Here is a 17,170-nt window from a genome sequence, read left to right as displayed (position 1 = left end):
AAGGAAAAGATAGTCATGAAAACGCAGTTCAGTTCGAGATCGACGCCGATGCTGCCCACCGCGGCGAGCCTGCTCGCGCTCGTGTGCGCGGCATTCGGCCTGACGCCGCTCGCGCATGCCGCCGGCGCTCAGGTGATCAACGTCGCGGCTCGTCCGGGCGCGGGCGCCGTGCCGTCTAAAGGTGCCGTTACCGCCGAGGCAAGCCAGGGCGTACTCGCACTCGATGCAGGCAAAGGCTCGATGCTTCATCTGCCCGAGGACGCCGTTTCGGTGTTCGTGGCCGACCCGAGCGTCGCGGATGTGCAGGTGCCGTCGCCGCGCGCGGTCTTCGTGCTCGGCAAGAAGGCCGGTTCCACCACGGTCTACGCGCTCGGCGCGAACAACAAGCCGATCTTTCAAAAGACCGTTGTCGTGACGCGCGACATGGTCGCGTTGCGCGCCATGCTGAAGGCGCGCTTTCCCAACACGAATATCGATGTGAACGGCATACAGGGCTCGCTCATTCTGACGGGCCAGGCGCAGAATCCCGCCGAGGCGGATACGGTCGTGCAGGCCATCACGCCGATGCTCGCGGACAAGGAAGTGCTCGTCAATCGCATGACCATCGACAAGCCCTTGCAGATTCAACTGCGGGTGCGGATCACGGAAGTGGACCGCAACGTGACGCAGCAGTGGGGCATCAACTGGCAGGCTATCGGCAGCGCGGCCGGCAACTGGTATAGCGGCATCTTCAGCGGCCGTCAGATCTACAACTACAACCAGCCCATCACGACTTCGTCGGGCTCGGTGACCTATCCGCTCAATCTCGCGACCAACAACGCTTACTCGCTGTTCGGCGGGTTCCGGACGGCCAACACCGATATCCGCGCGCTTGTCGATGCGCTGAATCAGGAAGGCCTGCTCACGGTGCTCGCCGAGCCCAATCTCGTCGCGCTTTCGGGCCAGACGGCGAGCTTCCTCGCGGGCGGCGAGTTTCCGATTCCGGTGTCGCAGATCAACGGCGCGATCACGGTCGAATTCAAGCAGTTCGGCGTCAAGCTCGACTTCACGCCGACCGTGCTCAACGACCGCCGCATCAGCCTGAAAGTGCGGCCGGAAGTCAGCCAGATCGACACGACGGCAAGCGTGACGACCAACGGCGTGACCGTGCCGGGCCTTTCGGTGCGCCGCGCGGATACCACCGTCGAACTGGCGAGCGGTCAGAGCTTCGCCATTGGCGGGCTGCTCCAGAGCAATACGACCGACCTCGTATCGCAAGTACCCGGCATCGGCTCGATCCCTGTGCTCGGCAAGCTGTTTTCCTCGTCGAACTACCAGAACAACAAGACCGAGCTCGTGATCATGGTGACGCCGTATATCGTCGAGCCGACCGATCCGGCCAAGCTGCGCACACCGATCGAGTCGCTGGTGTCGCCGAGCGGCGACATCGAATATGGTTTCGCCCGAATGTTTGGGGGCACCGAATCGGCACCGGGAAACCCTCGTCTCGTCGGCGCGGCCGGCTACGTCTATTGAGCCTGATGCCATGAACCACGCACGTTTCATTTCGCTCTTCACCGCCTGCTCGCTCGCTTTGCCGCTTGCTGGCTGCTTCATCAAGCCGCCCGTGAGCATGCCCGATTCACGCGTCATTGGTTACGACGGCAACGCTGCCGTGCCGCCCGACTGCGAGAAGCTCACGCGCGCCTCGCTGTTGTTCGATTCCGGCGTGCGACGCCCGTCGATGCAATGGGGCTGTGCCACCTACACCAATCTCGCGGCGCAGGTCGCGAACCCGCAAGACCTCGTGAATCCGCAGACGCTCGGCCCCGCCGATGCCGCGGTCGCCGCGAGCGCCGTGCATCGCTATGAGACGGGTCAAGTGATTCCGCTCGACACCACGACGACTACGCGCAACGGCAAGTAAGCGCGCCTTCGAGACACCGACGCCATGAGCACCACTGAATTCTCGTTGATCAAAGGCAAGTCCGTCGTGCGGGCCGCGGACTTCATCGCCTTCGTCGCCGACCGCCAGACCGAGCAGGTTCTGAAAGCCTTCGTGCTGGAGCAGGCGTTGCCGCACGCGCATATCGCGGTGGGCAGTATCGACGAAGCCATCTCGCATGTCACCAAGCTCGAGCGTTCGCCGCAGTTTCTGCTGGTTGATTTGCACGACTCGGCGATGCCTCTGTCCGACCTCGGCCGGCTTGCCGAAGTGTGCGAGCCTTCGGTACAGGTGATCGGCATTGGCGAGCGCAACGACGTCGGCCTGTTTCGCAGCCTGCTCAAGATCGGCGTGCACGACTATCTCGTCAAGCCGCTGACGGTGGAGTTGCTCAAGCGCACCGTCAACACCGCCGACGGCAAGGTAACGCCGGTGACGCTCACGCGCACGGGCAAGACCATTGCGTTCGCGGGCACGCGCGGCGGCGTCGGCGTGACGACGCTCGCGCTCAATCTTGCGCGACATCTGGCAGACACCACGCATCGGCGGGTCGCGTATGTCGATCTGAACCTGACCGGCGGCGCCGCCAACTGCATGCTCGGCACGCAGAGCAACAATGGTCTTTCGGACGTGCTGGAAAACGCGCATCGTCTCGATCCGCAATACGTCGAGCGCACGCTGATGGCGAACGGCAGCCGTCTGTTCATGCTCACCGCGGATATCGACTACGGCGCCGAGCCGCCGTACAAGCCCGGTGCGCTCGCCCGCGTGATCGAACTGCTGTGCGACAGCTTTCACTATGTGATCATCGATATCGGCAATCCGAGCGCGCCGTTGTCGCAGGAAGCGTTAAACCATGCGTCCCGCGCGTATCTCGTGACCGACCGTTCCGTGCATTCGACGCGCGAGTCGATCCGCCTTTTGCGTTACATCGAGAATCGCGACAACAATCCGCCGACCTCGATCCTGCTCAATAACCCGAGTGCGGTGAGCGCGGGCAAGGTGCAGCCGAACGACTTCATGTCGGCGGTGGGCCGCTCCGTTCTGCATGAGATCCAATTCGAAGCCAAGGCGCTCGCCACCGCCGAAAACCTTGGCGAAGCGCCCAAAGATAAGACGCCGAACGGGTTCAATCAGGCTATTACGCGTATTGCGAGCGATCTCACCGGCCAGCAAGCTGCCACCGGGCGCTCTTTGCTGCGCAAGTTCAGTCTGAGGAGAGGCTGATGTTCGGGCAGAAGCAGGCATCCCGGGCGACGCATTCTGCATTTGCACTGGCTCAAGAAGGAGCATCCGACCAGGCGAGTATTGCCGAGCCGGCCATTCCGGTGGCGGACGCGCCCGCGCGCTTGCACGTGGCGGAGAGCAGCGAATCGCTGGTGCGCTCGGATCTGTTCAAGGTGATTCGCGCAGGCGTGTTCGGTTCGATGAACGCATCGGTGGTGGTCGGCAAGACGCGCGAGCAGATGAAGCCGGGCATCGAGCAGCTCGTGATGGAGATAGCCGAGCGCGAAGGTTTGAACGTCACGATGTCCGAGCAGCAGCAGATCGTGGGCGAACTGCTCAACGACATGTACGGCCTCGGGCCGATCGAGCCGCTGCTCGCCGACGAAAGCATCACCGACGTGCTGGTGAACGGTCCCGATCAGGTTTATGTGGAACGCCACGGCCGTCTCGAACTCACGAACTGCAAGTTCCGCGACAACGCGCACGTGACCAACGTCGCGCAGCGGATTGCGGCGGGCGTGGGGCGGCGCGTCGACGAAAGCAGCCCGATGGTCGATGCGCGTCTCGCGGACGGCAGCCGGGTCAACGTCGTGCTCCCGCCGCTCGCGATTCATGGCGCGTCGATTTCCATTCGGAAGTTTTCGAAGCGCAACATCACGCTGCACCGCATGGCGCAGCAGGGCAACATGTCCCTCGCGATGGCAACCGTGCTCAAACTCGCGAGCACGTGCCGGCTCAATGTCATCGTGTCGGGTGGTACGGGTTCGGGCAAGACGACGCTGCTCAACGCGTTGTCGCACTTCATCGGTCACGGCGAACGCACGGTGACGATCGAGGACGCGGCGGAACTGCAACTGGTGCAGCCGCACGTCGTGAGCCTGGAAACGCGCCCCGAGAATGCCGAAGGTCTCGGCGCCGTGACGCAGCGCGACCTCGTGCGCAATGCGCTGCGGATGCGCCCGGACCGCATCATTCTCGGCGAAACGCGCGGCTCCGAAGCGTTCGACGTATTGCAGGCCATGAACACCGGCCACGACGGCTCGATGACCACCATCCACGCGAACACGCCGCGCGACGGCATCACGCGTCTGGAGAGTATGGTGATGATGGCAAACGGCAATCTGCCGCTCCTGTCCATTCGCCGCCAGATCGCGAGCGCGGTGCACCTGATCGTGCAGATCGAGCGGATGCGTGACGGCATGCGCCGCGTCACGCGCATCACCGAACTGGTGGGCATGGAAGGCGACGTGATCATCACGCAGGACTTGTTCACGTTCCGCTACGACGCAACCGCCTACAGCGAGGAAGTGAAGGGCGCGTACGAATCGGCGGCGGTGCGCCCGGCGTTCTCGCAGCGCGCACAGTACTACGGTCTCGAAGATGCATTGCTTGAGGCGATGCAGCCATGAACACGATCAACCTCGTCACGATCTGCGCGTTCGTCATTGCAATTCTCGGCGGCATGATGTTTTTCATCGTGCAGGACATGCGAAATAACCAGCCGCATGCGCGCATTCGCACGCGCATGCGCGAATCGTTCGAGATGCACGGTTCGCCCGAAAAGAACGCCAGCAAGAACGAGATCAATCTGTTCAAGGTCAAGAAGCAGGAGAGCGTGTACTCGCGCTTTCTCGGGCCCAAGGTTTCGCGCCTGAAAACGGTGGCGGGGAAGAACGGCATGCGAATCGTGATCGTCGCGGCGATTCTCGGCGAGCTGCTCGCCATCGGCATGGTGGACATCATGCCGCTGCCGAGTTTCGTCCAGCCGCTTCTGATCGTCTTCCTGCCGGTCTTCACGCTGGTCAAGGCGTACAACTTTCTCGTGGAGCGCTTTCGCCGCCGTTTTCTCAACGGCTTCCCGGAACTGATCGATCTGATCGTGCGCGCGGTGCGTGCGGGCGTGCCGGTCACGCACGTCATCACCACGGCAGCCGACGAATGCGCCGAGCCGCTCAGGAGCGAGTTCAGGATCATGAGCGATTCCCTGCAAGTGGGTCTAGACCTCGAGGAAGTGCTGACGGTGGCGGTCAAGCGGATCGAGATCGCGGACTTCTCGTTTTTCTGCGTGTGTTTGCTCCTGCAGCGGGAAACCGGCGGTCAGCTCGGCGAGACGCTCGAAAACCTGGCGAATATCGTGCGCACGCGCCGCGAGATTCGCGTCAAGACCAAAGCGCTCACAGGCGAGGCGCGCATCACCACCAAGATTCTGGCGGCGGTGCCGGCTTGCATTATCGGCAGCCTGTACTTCCTCAACCGCGACTACATGAAGGTGCTCACCAACACCGACAGCGGCAGCAAGCTCCTGACCTTCGCCGTGATCTCGATCGTCATGGGACTCATGGTCATCAACAAGATTTCGAAGCTGGATACCTCGCGATGAACCCGGAACAGATCCAGACGCTCATTAACCTGCTGATGCTGATTGCGCTCTTTGCCGGGCTCGCGGGTTGGTGGCTGACGCGCCATGGCGGCCAGCGCGGCCGCATTGCGGAGCGCACGCGGCTCGCGGCGCATGCCGAGCGTATCGACCTCGCTACCGGCAACGACGACGAACTCAACTTTCGCGCGCGCGTGATGCGCCGTCTCGCGCGCATTGGCGACAAGCTGCCGCTCTTCGACGCCAAGTATCGCCTGAAGTTGCGCAAGGAGCTGATCAGAAGCGGTTATCGCAGCAATCTCGCCGTCTCGGTTCTGCTGGCGTCGAAATTCTGCGTGGGGCTCATCTGTGCGACGCTCACGGTCATGATGGGCTCGCATATTCCGATGATCGGCGCGTATCCCGCGGTGCGCGGCGCGGCGATGCTGATGGTGTTCATCGTCGGCATGATCGTTCCGGAATATCTGCTGAATTTCGTGGGCGCCCGCCGCCGCAGGGCGATGGCCGCCTCGCTGCCCGACGCGCTCGACTTGCTCGTGATCTGCACCAACGCGGGCAATAGTCTCGGCGTGTCGATCCGTCGCGTGGCCGACGAACTCGCAAGCATCTGCCCGCCGCTTTCCGACGAATTTTCCCTTACCGCCGACGAACTGAAGCTTTCTGGCGACAGCACGCGCGCGTTGAACGGGCTCGCGGAGCGCATCGATCTGCCTTCGATCCGCGCGCTCATTTCCACCCTCACTCAGTCGATGCGCTACGGCACGCCGATCACGCAGGCGCTGCGCACGTTGTCGCGTACCGAGCGTCTGCAGCACATCGTCTCGCTGGAAGAAAAGGCCGCAAAGCTCGCCCCCAAGATGGTCGTGCCGATGATGCTGTTCATTCTCCCGGCCATTGTCGTGATTGCCGCGGGGCCGGCCGTGCTCCAACTACTGGACGTTATCGCCAAAACCAAATGAAGACCGACTTCTATCTTCGCCGCCTTCCCGTGCTTGCCGGCGCGGTGCTCATCGCGCTCGTCGCGAGCGGCTGCACGACCACTGCCACGACCTCGCATCAGGTGTCCGGCATGCGCTCCGTTTCGCAAGACGGCGCTCCCGGTGCGATGAGCGAATTGCGTATCGCCGAATCCGCGCTCGAATCCGGCAACATGGACATGGCGACCACGATCTACGAAAAGATCCTGCGGGCGAATCCGCGTTCGGTCGAAGCCATGACCGGCCTTGGCAACACGCTCTACTCGGTGGGCGACTTTACGCGCGCCGGCGTCTATTACAGCAAGGCGGCAGCCATCGACGGAAACGCCCCCGCGCCGCTCATCGGCATGGCGCGCGTGGCGATTCATCAGCGCCGTTTCGACGACGCCATCGCGACGTATCGGCATGTGCTCGCCGAAAGCCCGGACGATCCGCTTGCGGCCGCCGGTCTCGGCGCCGCGTACGACATGAAGGGCGACCACGCGACGGCGCAAGCCGTGCTGCGCGATGCGCTCAAGCGCAATCCCGGCGATACCTCGCTTTCCGTGAACCTGGGCACGTCGCTCATCATGGCGGGCAAGCCGCGCGATGGCGCGAACGTGCTGCTCGACGTGACGCGCTTTCCCGCCGCGCCGCCGCAAGCCCGCCAGGATCTCGCGCTTGCTTACGGTCTGCTCGGCAACGATGACGCCGCCGCCGAAATCCTGAGCCGCGATTTGCCGAAGGCGTCGGTGCAGGACAACCTGCGCTTCTACGAACTGCAGCGCCAGCGTATCGGCACTTCGGGCGCGTCGGACACAAGTGGCTCGAACGCAAGCGTGGCGCCCGTTGCTGCGCCGGCGGTGGCCGCCGTGAGCCTTAGATGAGCGCCGTGCTTCATGCCCGGGCACACCGCAACGTGTCGCGCTTCTTGCGCGATGACGGCGGCAGCTCGCTGATCGAGTTCGCGATACTCGCGCCGCTCTCGTTCATCCTCATTCTGGCGACGATCGAATTCGGTCTCGACATGATGGTGGACGCCACCGTGCAGATCGCCGCGCAGCAAGCGTCGCGCGCCGGGCTCACGACCAGCGCGCCGGCGAGCGGAACGCGCGATCAGCAGGCGCAGAACCTCATCAACAACATGCTCGGCGGCTGGACCAACATCGGCGCGACGATAACGATCAATACGCTGACCTACGGGACTTACAGCAACGTGGGCACGAGCAACTACCAGAGCAGCATGGGCAATTTCGGCGATGTCGTGTCCTACAACATCACCTTGACCATGCCGCCCATCACCGGCATTCCCCGTATCTTCGGCGTCAACCAGTTGACGTTCCAGCGCAATTACATCGTGCAGAACGAAAAATGACCCACGCTCGCTCATCCGCTTCCGGGGCCGCCAGCGCGTCGCGCCGCCGCGGCTTTCTCTCCCGCCTGTGGCGCTCGAAGCGCGGCAGCGTCACGATCGAGTTCGTGATCATCTTCCCGTTGATGGCGCTGATCCTGACCGGCTTCGTAGAAGCGTACATGTATCTGCGCGCGGTGAGCGTGCTGGAACATGCGACCTTCACACTCGCCGATTCGCTCGGTCAGATGCCGCGCGTCATCAACGACAATTCCACCAGCAACGCCAATAACCTCGGTTCGCTGTGGTCGGCGGCCACGCTGCTCGCCGCACCCAATACGATCAACGGGCAGGGCGCGGTCATCATCACCTCGGTGTGCGACACCAATGCCACGACCTGCGTCTTGCCGCCGGGCAAGCCGGGGACGGATCCCGGCAAGGCTGTCGTTCACTGGCGCGCATCGGCGCCGTGGAACTTGTCGGGCCTGACGACCAAGGTGTCGAGCACCGCGCCGTTGCCGTCGACCTGGCCGTTTCGCGCGGGCGACTCGGCGATCATCGTCGAGATCTACTACCAGTTCAACCCGTTTGCCATGACCTCCGCATTCTGGAAGAACTCGGTCGGCACGCAGACGCTTTATCAACGCATCTACGTGCGCTCGCGAACCGGCCAGCCGCTCGACCTGGCGAGCTCCTGATGAAACGCCGACTCTTTCCGATGCGCCGCGGCGCTTCCTCCTGCGCGACGCCCGCGCTGCGCGCGCCGTTCTTCGCCAACTTCGGTGGTCCCGCCGCACCCCGCACGCTCGCTCAACTCGTGCGTGGCGACGAGGGCGCGCTGACCGTGCTGTTCGCCGTGACCGCGAGCATGATGATCGGCACGCTGTGCACGGCGATCGACACCATCGACTATGCGCAGACGCAGGGCCGCATGCAGATGGCGCTCGACGTGGCGACGCTTTCGGCTGGTGCCGACCTCTCGCACTATGCAATGACAACGAGCGCGGACCTCGCTGCATGGCAGGCCGACGCGCGCGCCTATTACAACGCGAACATGCCGACGGGCTACATGTCGCTCACCATGCCCGACCAGAATTTCGCGGCGTCGGTGAGCGGGACGCCAGCCACCGGGCAGGTCATCAAGCTGTCGGCATCGGGTTCGGTGCCGCTCTACGCGCCGACCTTCCTCAACACCAAGTCGACATCGTCGAGTGGATCGGGTTCGGGCTCCGGAAGTTCGGGCAGCACCTTGCCCAGCACGCAAACTATCTCGGCGAGCAATACGGCGTTGCGCGTGCCCAAGAGCACGCTCGAACTCGCGTTGATTCTCGACAACACGGGCTCGATGGCTTCCGCCGCCGCCAAGGGCGGCAAGACGAGCAAGCTGAGCGGCCTGCAGGATGCCGCCAACTCGCTCGTGGCGAATATCCTTGGCGTGCAGGGCAACGACTCGTATATCGGGCTCGTGCCGTTCACGACGATGGTGAACGTCGGCTCGGCACTCAGTTCGAGCGGAACCTGGATGACGCAGACCACGAGCAAGCAGTTCGCCTACAACCCCACCAACATGTCGATGTCGAAGTGGGGTGGATGCGCGGTCGAGCCACGCGACACGGCCGGCAACGTCTATCCGAAGGCTTACGCGCCGAAGGATTCGCCGGGCTTCACGCCCTGGTATTTCAACGTGCCGTCTACCGGCTTCACGGTCCAGACTTACGACAACAACTGTAATCTGCAGAAGAACGGCACGACGGTCGTGAAGGGCGTGCCGCTCAGCTACGCGTATTACTACGCATCGCCGGGGCTTTGCCAGTCGAAGACGCCGACCACGGTGCCGACCAACTTCATGGCGCAGTATCCGTATTCGGGTACGGTCACTTATGACCAGAATGGCAGCGACTACGACAGCCGGCCATGCTCCATCCAGCCTGCCGTGTTCCTGACGCAAGACCAGAACGCGCTGACGACGGCCATCAACAACATGGTGGCCAATGGCTCGACTCTGATTCCGACAGGTCTGCTGTGGGGCTGGCGCATGCTTTCATCGGATTGGTCCAAGTCGGTGGCGGGCAGCAACAACGGCTGGATTTCGAACGACGGCACGCTGCCGCGTCCGGAAACGACGCAAGGGTTGCAGCGTGTCGCTATCGTTCTGACCGACGGCGAGAACGATCCCGGCGATCCGTCGGGGACCATGCCGCAGCCGTTCTTCAATCAGCTCGCGCTCGGCAATCAGACGCTCAAGTCGCCGACGGTGTACGACTCCACGGGTAACGCGCTGAACGGTTTGGTGTCCAGCCCGGACGACGTCAATACGTTCCAGCTCGGTATCTGTCAGGCAATGAAGAACAGCGGCATCATCATCTACGCGATCACTTTCGGCACTTACGGGACGGACTCGGCGAGCGTGGCTGCGCAAAACACGATGCAATCCTGCGCGACGAGCGGCAACTACTATCACGCACCCGACAACGCAACGCTCAATCAGATCTTCCAGCAGATCGCGGGCAACCTGGGTGTATTGCGTCTTACTCAGTAAGGGAAAGCGGCAGGCGGGCACGTGCGTTGCTCGCCTTCCCCGGTGCAAGTCAACTTCCCAAGGAGTACCGACATGCCCGAAAAGAAAACCGTCGAAAACGCCACCAAGGCGAAGCGCGCAGGCAAGTCCGCCAGCACCCAGGCGGGCAATTTCGTGAAAGAACAGATCGATCACATCCGCGAGGGCAAGCATGGCGCGAAGTCCGCGAAGCAGGCCATCGCCATCGGTCTATCCGAAGCCCGCCGCTCCGGCGTAAAGGTCAAGACGCCGAAGAAGGCCACCACGTCTGAGGCCACGCGCAAGAAAGCCGCACAAGACACGAAAGCCGCGCATCGCACGAGAAAGAGTCCGAGCACGGAGTCGAAGGCAAAGCGTTCCGCGACGTCCACGCGCGTGCTGAAGCGCGAAAGCACGAAAGCGGCATCGCACAATTCGCTGTCGCGGCAGGCGCATGCAAGCGCAAGCCGGCGCTCGGTGGCGGATCGCTCGGCTGCCGCGAAGAAGGGCTGGGCAACGCGGCGCAAGAACGCCAGCGCTGCATCGAAGGGTTCATCTGCGCGTCACTCGGCACGTTGATCCGCCGCGCGCGGGAGCATTCGCGCGAACGATACGGCCATCATCGCGAGTTCTTGCGCCGCGGGCGTGAGCGGCACGCCCGCTCTTCGAAGCAGGCAGACGGGCGTCGGCGCGGCGCGTTCGGCAATCGGGATCACGGTGATGTGTTCCCGAAAAAACGGATGCGCCACGAGGCTCGCCGGTTCGAGCGCAAGGTAGTCGCTTGCGGCGATGCAATGAAGCGTGTCGAAGACCGCTTCGGTGGTTACCGCGACTTTGGGCGGCGGAAGCCGGGCCGTATCGAATAGCGCGGACAGCTTGTTGCCCGCGTGACGCGTGCTTACCCACTCGGCATTGCAGAGACTCGAAAGCTTGCGCGCGCGTGCAAGCGGATGCCCCTTCCGCGCGATCACCGCGACATTGGAATCGAACAGCCGTGTCGTCTCCATATCATGGATGTCCGCGTCGGGCGCAATGAGTGCGAGGGCAAAATCGAGCCGTCCCTCGCGCACCCATGACGTCAGCACGCGCGACGTCGCGCTCGTCAAATGCACATCGATACGCGGACAGCGCTCTCTGAAGCTCGCGAGCAGCGCGGGAAACAGCCGCATGGTCGCATCGGCTGCCAGACCAAGCGCAACGCTGCCGGTCAATTCGCCGCGCATCTGACGCATCTCTTCTTCGGTCTTCGCACATTCGCCGAGTATTAGATCGGCGCGCACACGCAGGCGTTCGCCGGAGCTCGTCAGCCGCACGCCACGTACATCGCGTTCGAAAAGCGGCCCGCCCGCTAGCGCTTCCAGCTTGCGTAACTGCTGAGTGATGCCGCTCTGCGCAATCGTCAGACGCCGTGCGGCCGCGCGCAGGCTGCCCGCCTCTGCAACGGCCACGAAGATTCGCAATTGGGTCAGCGTCAATTCCATCGGCGATCTCGAAAAGTGATCATGATAATTAAAATGCCTCTTTTTTAGGGCGCTTTGTCCGCTTAGCATGAGCGCTCCAATCCCGAAAATATCCCGCCGACCCATGTTCAAAACGTTCATGCTCAGCAGCGCTCTTGCCGCCACGCTTGCGATGTCTCCGTTCGTTGCAAGCGCGAAGGACGCCGATACCTTGCGCCTGGGCATCGACCCTGGTTATCCGCCGATGGATGTGAAGACGCCCGACGGCCATGTCGCGGGCTTCGACGTCGATCTCGGCGATGAAATCTGCCGCCGCATCGCGATGCGCTGCCAGTGGGTCGAGCTGGAATTCTCCGGCATGATTCCGGCGCTGCAAGCGCGCAAGATCGACGGGATCATGTCGTCGATGGCGATCACCGACAAGCGCATGAAGCAGATTGCGTTTTCGACGAAGCTGTTCCAGTTCCGCTCTCGTCTGATCGCAAGGAGCGGAGCGTCGCTCGCGCCGAGCGCGCAGGGTCTCGCCGGCAAGCGCGTCGGCGTGCAAAGCGGCAGTCAGTTCGAGACCTACGCCATGAAGAACTGGCAGCCGGGCGGCGTGGAAATCGTTGCGTATCAGAGTCAGGAGGGTGTGTTCAACGATCTCGTCGCGGGCCGGCTCGATGCCGCGTTGCTCGGCTCCGTCGAAGCGGAGCACGGCTTCCTGAAGACCGCGCGCGGCGCGGGCTTCGCGTTCGTCGGCGCGCCGCTTTCCATGGGCGATCACGGCGTGGGCATGGGCATGCGCCAGGACGATGCCGCGCTGAAGACGAAGGTCGACAAGGCCGTGACCGACATGCGCGCGGACGGCACGTATCAGAAGATCGCGCACAAGTACTTCGACTTCGACGTCTACGGCGACTGAGCCCATCTTTCACGGACTTTTTCATTGATGCAAACACGACACACGCCGCTCGTTTCCACGACGCTCGGTACGGCGCGCGAACTCGTCAGCTTTCATTTCGGTGCAGAACGAAGCGGCGAGAAGGTCTACATCCAGGCCTCGCTGCATGCCGACGAAACCCCCGCGATGCTCACGGCGTGGCAGCTGAAGAAGCGTCTGCTGCAACTCGAAGGGGAAGGGCGCTTGCGTGGCGAGATCGTCCTCGTGCCGGTGGCGAATCCTGTCGGCTTGTCGCAGCATGTGCTCGGGCAATTCCTTGGCCGCTTCGATGCGAATAGCGGCCACAACTTCAACCGCGGTTTTCCGATGCCGCCCGCGCAGGCGTTGATCGAACGTATCGGCATGGCGTGGTCGAGCAGCGACGCCGCATACAACGCGCGCCTCTTGCGTCGCGCCGTGCGGGACATGCTCGGCGAAATGCGCGCGAAGAACGAGTTCGAGTCGCTGCGGCTGACGCTGCTGACGCTCGCATCCGATGCCGACATCGTGCTCGATCTGCATTGTTCGCTCGAAGCCACGATGCATCTCTACACGAGCCCGGCAAGCTGGCCCGCGCTGGAACCGCTTGCACATTATCTCGGCGCGAACGGCGTGCTGCTCGCAACGGATTCGGGCGGGCAGTCGTTCGACGAAATCCACGCGCTCTTGTGGAACGAAGTCCGTGCGTTGCTCGGCGGCGACGTGCCGCTCGGTGCGCCGAACATCGCGGCGACGGTGGAGCATCGCGGGCAGCGCGACGTGAGCTACGAGACGGCGCAACACGATGCGGATGCCATCGTTGACTTTCTGATCGCGCGCGGCGTGATCGAAGGCGAGGCGCGCGCGTTGCCGCCGCTCGTACTCGGCGCGACGCCGCTTGCGGGCAGCGAGCAATTGATTGCGCCGGTGAGCGGCATCGTCGTGTATCGCGCGTCGGTCGGGGCGAGGTTGAAGGCTGGCGACGCGGTGTTCGATATCGTCGATCCACTGACGGATGCCGTGACCACGGTCGCGACGAAAAACGATGGCGTGTTTTATATGCGGCGTGCGATCCGTTTCGCGCAGGCCGGTGCACCGATGGGGCGGGTGACGGGGCAGACGGCGTTCAGGACGGGGTCGTTGATCGGGGCGTGATGTGGGTTAGTGCAAGAGCGTGTGGTTGACGTGCCTCGCCCAATCCGGAAATTCGCGGCGATAAAGAAGATGCAGGCCTTCGCTGAATGTCGCGGCTTCGAGACCGTTCACCAATGCCAGTAGCGACAGTGCAGACGCCGTATAAAACGACACATGGCCGTTGCGAGGCATGCAATCCCACCACTGCCCGATATCATCGCGCAAATTGCTTTGAGGAACGAACAGCGTACTGATGAGCATTGCGCCGTTGCCGTCGATAAGGCTTGCCAGTGTATCGACGAGTCGACGCGGCTCGACGTGATGCTCGACTTCGAATGCAAGCACGACGCCGTATCGGTCGATCAGCGACGTATGGTCGGACGCTTCGCCAAAGGGATCGTACGAGCGTATTCGTTCGAACCCGCGAAGCCAAGTTGCTGTTCTAGAATCCCTGATCCGGCGCCGTATCGAGAAGCTTTTCTTGCGTGAGGCCGGGAAAAAACTCGGCGATCATCTGTGCGTTGGCATTTGGCCGCGCGAAGGTGTAGTCAAGATCTTGCCGTTCGTAAGCCGCGTTATAGATGTGTTCGCTGAAGTCGTTTGGCGTCCAGTCGTCGAAGGCGGGCGCGTGGATAAATCCGCATTGCTCGCAACGATAGTAGTAGATCGATGTGCCGAAATACGGATCGACTTTACATCCAGCCAGATGATCCGCGCCACCGCGCGAGAAGTCGGCGAGTCCACACAGGGCGCTCGGTTTCGCGCAGCCTTTGCATGTTGAATAAGGCGCAGCCTTATTCATGCCGTCGAACAGCATCGTCGTACCAGATGAAAGCGGGCGCGCATTTCAACATGCCGCGAATGGGCACATAACGGCAAGCGGCTGCGGACTCGAAGCCCGCAGCCCAAAGCTTCTTACCGCGCGTCACTCACCGTCTGATTCAACGTCTGCCCCGCGATCACCGTGTTCTTCAACACGATGTCATGCACGTTGTACGCATAGATCGGCCCGGGCGTTGCCGCCGTCGCCGGTCCGGCCGCAACGGGCGTGCCGAAATCGCAATCGGTGATGGTCACCCCGGTGATGGCCGGAATGGCCGGCACCGGCGCGGGGCCGTTGTAATCGAACGCGACCGGTCCTTGCGCGACGATCGCCTGAAAACACGATCCCGTCGCGCCGTTCGCCGTGACGTTGCTCGCCTTCACGTTGGAAATGTTCACGTTCTGCACGAGGGCGGGACGCGTGCGGATGGCGTCTTTCGACGGCTGATAATCGCAATCGAAGGTGATGATGCCGCCCTGCGCCGCCGATGGATTCGCCGCGCTGGCCGTCGCCACGCCGAGCGGCACGGTCGCGTTGATCGGACTGCCCGCGAGCAGGCTGCTGCCGTAACCGGACGGCGTGAGGCTGACGCCGTTGGGCAAGGTCACGTTATCGACGTAGAAGTCCTTCACGAAGCCGCCGCGATTCATGTTCGTCTTCACGCGAATCGCAATGTTCAGCGAGTTGGTCGCCCAGAACTTGTTGAGCATCTGCAGATTGCGCGCATAGATTTTCTGCACGCCGCCGCCCATTTCGCTGCCTAGCGTGACGCCGCCGTGGCCGCTGTTCATCGTGCAGTTTTGAATGACGTGGTTTTGCGCCGGGCCGTATTGCGTGTCGAGATCCTTGCCCGACTTGATGGCGATGCAGTCGTCGCCCGTGTTGAACACGACGCTTTCGCACAGGACCATGTCGCAGGCGTCGGGGTCGAAGCCATCGTTGTTCGGACCGATGCTGTCCACCGTCACGCTGCGCATCACCACGTTCTTGCAGTCGGTCGGATGATGCTGCCAGAACGGCGTATTGATGGTGCGGTAGCTCTCCATCAACACGTTCGTGCAACCGATGAATTCCACCATGCAAGGCCGCAGATAATGCCCGAGACCGAAGATGCGCTTCTCGATGGCGACACCCGCCTCGGACAGCGCGGGCAGATAGTTCTGGTCCTGCTGCCACGGCGTGGCGGGGTTGGTGAGTTCGGCGTAGAGCGCATCGGAGATACCGGGCGCGGCCGTTTTGAGATCGACGTTCTTCGAGTTGCTCGACGCTTGTGACGGCGTCGACGAATTGACGCAGCCATACACGCCGTTATTGCCCTTCCACGTCCACCAGCTCGTCGCGGTGTTACCGCTGCCGGCAAAGGGCGTCATTGCCTGGCCATTGAGCACGGACGTATCGCCTTCGCCCGTGAGCGCGACGTTGGTCTGATTGCGCGCATAGACGGGCGGGCCGTAGTTGAGGCAATCGTTTGCCTGCCAGCGGCTGTAAAACAACTTGCCGTTCGGGCCGCAGTCGATCGGGCCGTCTTTCGCGTAATCGGCCGGGTTCGGGCTGAAGAAAATTTCGCAGTTCGCGCTCAGATGAAAGTCGACGTTCGATTGCAGCACGATCGGCCCCGCGCAATACCAGTTGCCCGCTGGCACGACGACGCGTCCGCCGCCCGCCGCGCTGCACGCCGCGATGGCCGCGAAAAAGGCGGGACGCGAATCGAACGAGCCGGGCGCTTGCGTCTGATCGGCGCCGCTGCTCAGGGGCGACTTCGTGGCATCGGTATAAGGATTCGCCGCCGCCACGACAGCGCATGGCTTCGCGCCGTAATCGGTGACGAGGAAATGACGGCTCGGCACCATCGACGTCGATACGCCCTTGAGCGCATTGACGATTTGCGTGGCGGAGCCGGACGGGCCCCAGATCGCGTCTTGCACGGTGGCGGGCGCTGAATCGTCATGACCGCCGCAGGCGCTAAGGAGGCTCATTGCGCTGATTCCGCCGAAAAGTGGGGCGCTTACCGAGACGCCCGCGAGTTTGACGAAAGAACGTCGTGATAGCGAACCTGCTGACGGTTTTGGGGATTTCATTTGTTGTCTCCTGGATCCGGTCGGGGCCGGTTTTGTGGATTTGGTGAAGTCTTCGTACAACGGTTAACCGGATGCTTGCGCTGCAGCAAATGGATCGAGACGAAGCTTCGGGAAATCGTTTTCCTGACTTACGATATCGAAGTTGTCAGGCATTGGTCAAGTAAAGTCAGGCAGCGTCGGGTTGGGACTTTCCCGCATAGTGCGCAACCCACCCCGGCGCCGACGACGTTCGCCAATGACACTAAGATGTTTGCTCGCAGGCCGAACGCAACCGAACAGCGGCCGCTCTCTCCGCCGATCGCCGGGCGAGAACTTTGCGACACTACCCAACACCCCGGCTGACACTTCCGCGACGTTTGGCAGCGAATACTGTATGCGTGTACAGTACTGTTCGCTGCAAGAG

General features: G+C 62.6%; 17 protein-coding genes. 13 read left to right on the top strand and 4 right to left on the bottom strand.

Annotated features, from left to right (window positions below):
* Positions 1-15: 15 nt before the first annotated feature.
* From P9292_RS11610 to P9292_RS11560, 11 genes are all read left to right on the top strand, one after another.
* Positions 16-1,515 carry a type II and III secretion system protein family protein gene (locus tag P9292_RS11610; RefSeq protein ID WP_244829394.1) on the top strand — a complete coding sequence of 500 codons (1,500 nt, stop codon included), beginning with the start codon at positions 16-18 and terminating at the stop codon, positions 1,513-1,515.
* A 10-nt stretch (positions 1,516-1,525) separates the two neighbouring features.
* Entirely contained in the window at positions 1,526-1,906 is a 381-nt protein-coding gene (locus P9292_RS11605) for a CpaD family pilus assembly lipoprotein (RefSeq protein WP_244829395.1), read from the top strand.
* 24 nt (positions 1,907-1,930) lie between these two features.
* On the top strand, positions 1,931-3,151 hold the full coding sequence (locus P9292_RS11600; protein WP_309959018.1) for an AAA family ATPase: 1,221 nt from the start codon (positions 1,931-1,933) through the stop codon (positions 3,149-3,151).
* Positions 3,151-4,560: a CpaF family protein gene (locus P9292_RS11595; protein ID WP_250510185.1), complete on the top strand. Its 1,410-nt coding sequence runs from the start codon at positions 3,151-3,153 to the stop codon at positions 4,558-4,560. The genes P9292_RS11600 and P9292_RS11595 overlap by 1 nt, the downstream gene beginning before the upstream one ends.
* Entirely contained in the window at positions 4,557-5,531 is a 975-nt protein-coding gene (locus P9292_RS11590; RefSeq protein WP_244829398.1) for a type II secretion system F family protein, read from the top strand. Before P9292_RS11595 ends, P9292_RS11590 begins: the two co-directional genes overlap by 4 nt.
* On the top strand, positions 5,528-6,487 hold the full coding sequence (locus P9292_RS11585; protein WP_309959015.1) for a type II secretion system F family protein: 960 nt from the start codon (positions 5,528-5,530) through the stop codon (positions 6,485-6,487). Before P9292_RS11590 ends, P9292_RS11585 begins: the two co-directional genes overlap by 4 nt.
* The gene (locus tag P9292_RS11580; protein WP_250493555.1) at positions 6,484-7,371 is read left to right on the top strand and encodes a lipopolysaccharide assembly protein LapB; all 888 of its coding nucleotides are present in this window, start codon (positions 6,484-6,486) and stop codon (positions 7,369-7,371) included. Before P9292_RS11585 ends, P9292_RS11580 begins: the two co-directional genes overlap by 4 nt.
* A complete protein-coding gene (locus P9292_RS11575; protein WP_250510183.1) occupies positions 7,368-7,859 on the top strand; it encodes a TadE/TadG family type IV pilus assembly protein in 492 nt (163 codons plus the stop codon). Before P9292_RS11580 ends, P9292_RS11575 begins: the two co-directional genes overlap by 4 nt.
* Positions 7,856-8,533, top strand: a complete 678-nt coding sequence (locus P9292_RS11570; RefSeq protein ID WP_250493554.1) for a TadE/TadG family type IV pilus assembly protein — start codon at positions 7,856-7,858, stop codon at positions 8,531-8,533. Before P9292_RS11575 ends, P9292_RS11570 begins: the two co-directional genes overlap by 4 nt.
* Positions 8,533-10,374 (top strand): VWA domain-containing protein, encoded by a 1,842-nt coding sequence (locus tag P9292_RS11565; protein WP_250467338.1) that lies wholly within the window; start codon positions 8,533-8,535, stop codon positions 10,372-10,374. The genes P9292_RS11570 and P9292_RS11565 overlap by 1 nt, the downstream gene beginning before the upstream one ends.
* Positions 10,375-10,446: 72 nt before the next feature.
* Positions 10,447-10,950: a DUF6496 domain-containing protein gene (locus tag P9292_RS11560; RefSeq protein ID WP_309959010.1), complete on the top strand. Its 504-nt coding sequence runs from the start codon at positions 10,447-10,449 to the stop codon at positions 10,948-10,950.
* Here P9292_RS11560 and P9292_RS11555 read toward each other — a convergent pair.
* Positions 10,935-11,852, bottom strand: coding sequence for a LysR substrate-binding domain-containing protein (locus P9292_RS11555; protein WP_309959008.1), 918 nt, complete (start codon positions 11,850-11,852; stop codon positions 10,935-10,937). The genes P9292_RS11560 and P9292_RS11555 overlap by 16 nt on opposite strands.
* A 118-nt stretch (positions 11,853-11,970) precedes the next feature.
* Here P9292_RS11555 and P9292_RS11550 point away from each other — a divergent pair, with 118 nt between their 5' ends.
* A complete protein-coding gene (locus P9292_RS11550; protein WP_250467336.1) occupies positions 11,971-12,735 on the top strand; it encodes a transporter substrate-binding domain-containing protein in 765 nt (254 codons plus the stop codon).
* A gap of 27 nt (positions 12,736-12,762) precedes the next feature.
* Positions 12,763-13,887 carry a M14 family metallopeptidase gene (locus tag P9292_RS11545; protein WP_309959007.1) on the top strand — a complete coding sequence of 375 codons (1,125 nt, stop codon included), beginning with the start codon at positions 12,763-12,765 and terminating at the stop codon, positions 13,885-13,887.
* Positions 13,888-13,893: 6 nt separating this feature from the next.
* Here the strand turns inward: P9292_RS11545 and P9292_RS11540 are convergent, their stop codons facing one another.
* The 3 genes from P9292_RS11540 to P9292_RS11530 form a co-directional block, all read right to left on the bottom strand.
* Entirely contained in the window at positions 13,894-14,211 is a 318-nt protein-coding gene (locus P9292_RS11540) for a methyltransferase domain-containing protein (RefSeq protein WP_409015157.1), read from the bottom strand.
* A 97-nt stretch (positions 14,212-14,308) separates the two neighbouring features.
* Positions 14,309-14,668, bottom strand: a complete 360-nt coding sequence (locus P9292_RS11535) for a hypothetical protein (protein ID WP_309959004.1) — start codon at positions 14,666-14,668, stop codon at positions 14,309-14,311.
* 113 nt (positions 14,669-14,781) lie between these two features.
* Complete coding sequence (locus P9292_RS11530) at positions 14,782-16,767, bottom strand: glycoside hydrolase family 28 protein (protein WP_309959002.1); 1,986 nt, start codon at positions 16,765-16,767, stop codon at positions 14,782-14,784.
* Positions 16,768-17,170 lie beyond the last annotated feature (403 nt).

It is taken from the genome of Caballeronia sp. LZ001, from assembly GCF_031450875.1.
GTDB lineage: Bacteria > Pseudomonadota > Gammaproteobacteria > Burkholderiales > Burkholderiaceae > Caballeronia.
Note: the sequence above shows the minus strand (reverse complement) of the source record. Positions and strands in the feature narration are given on the sequence as shown.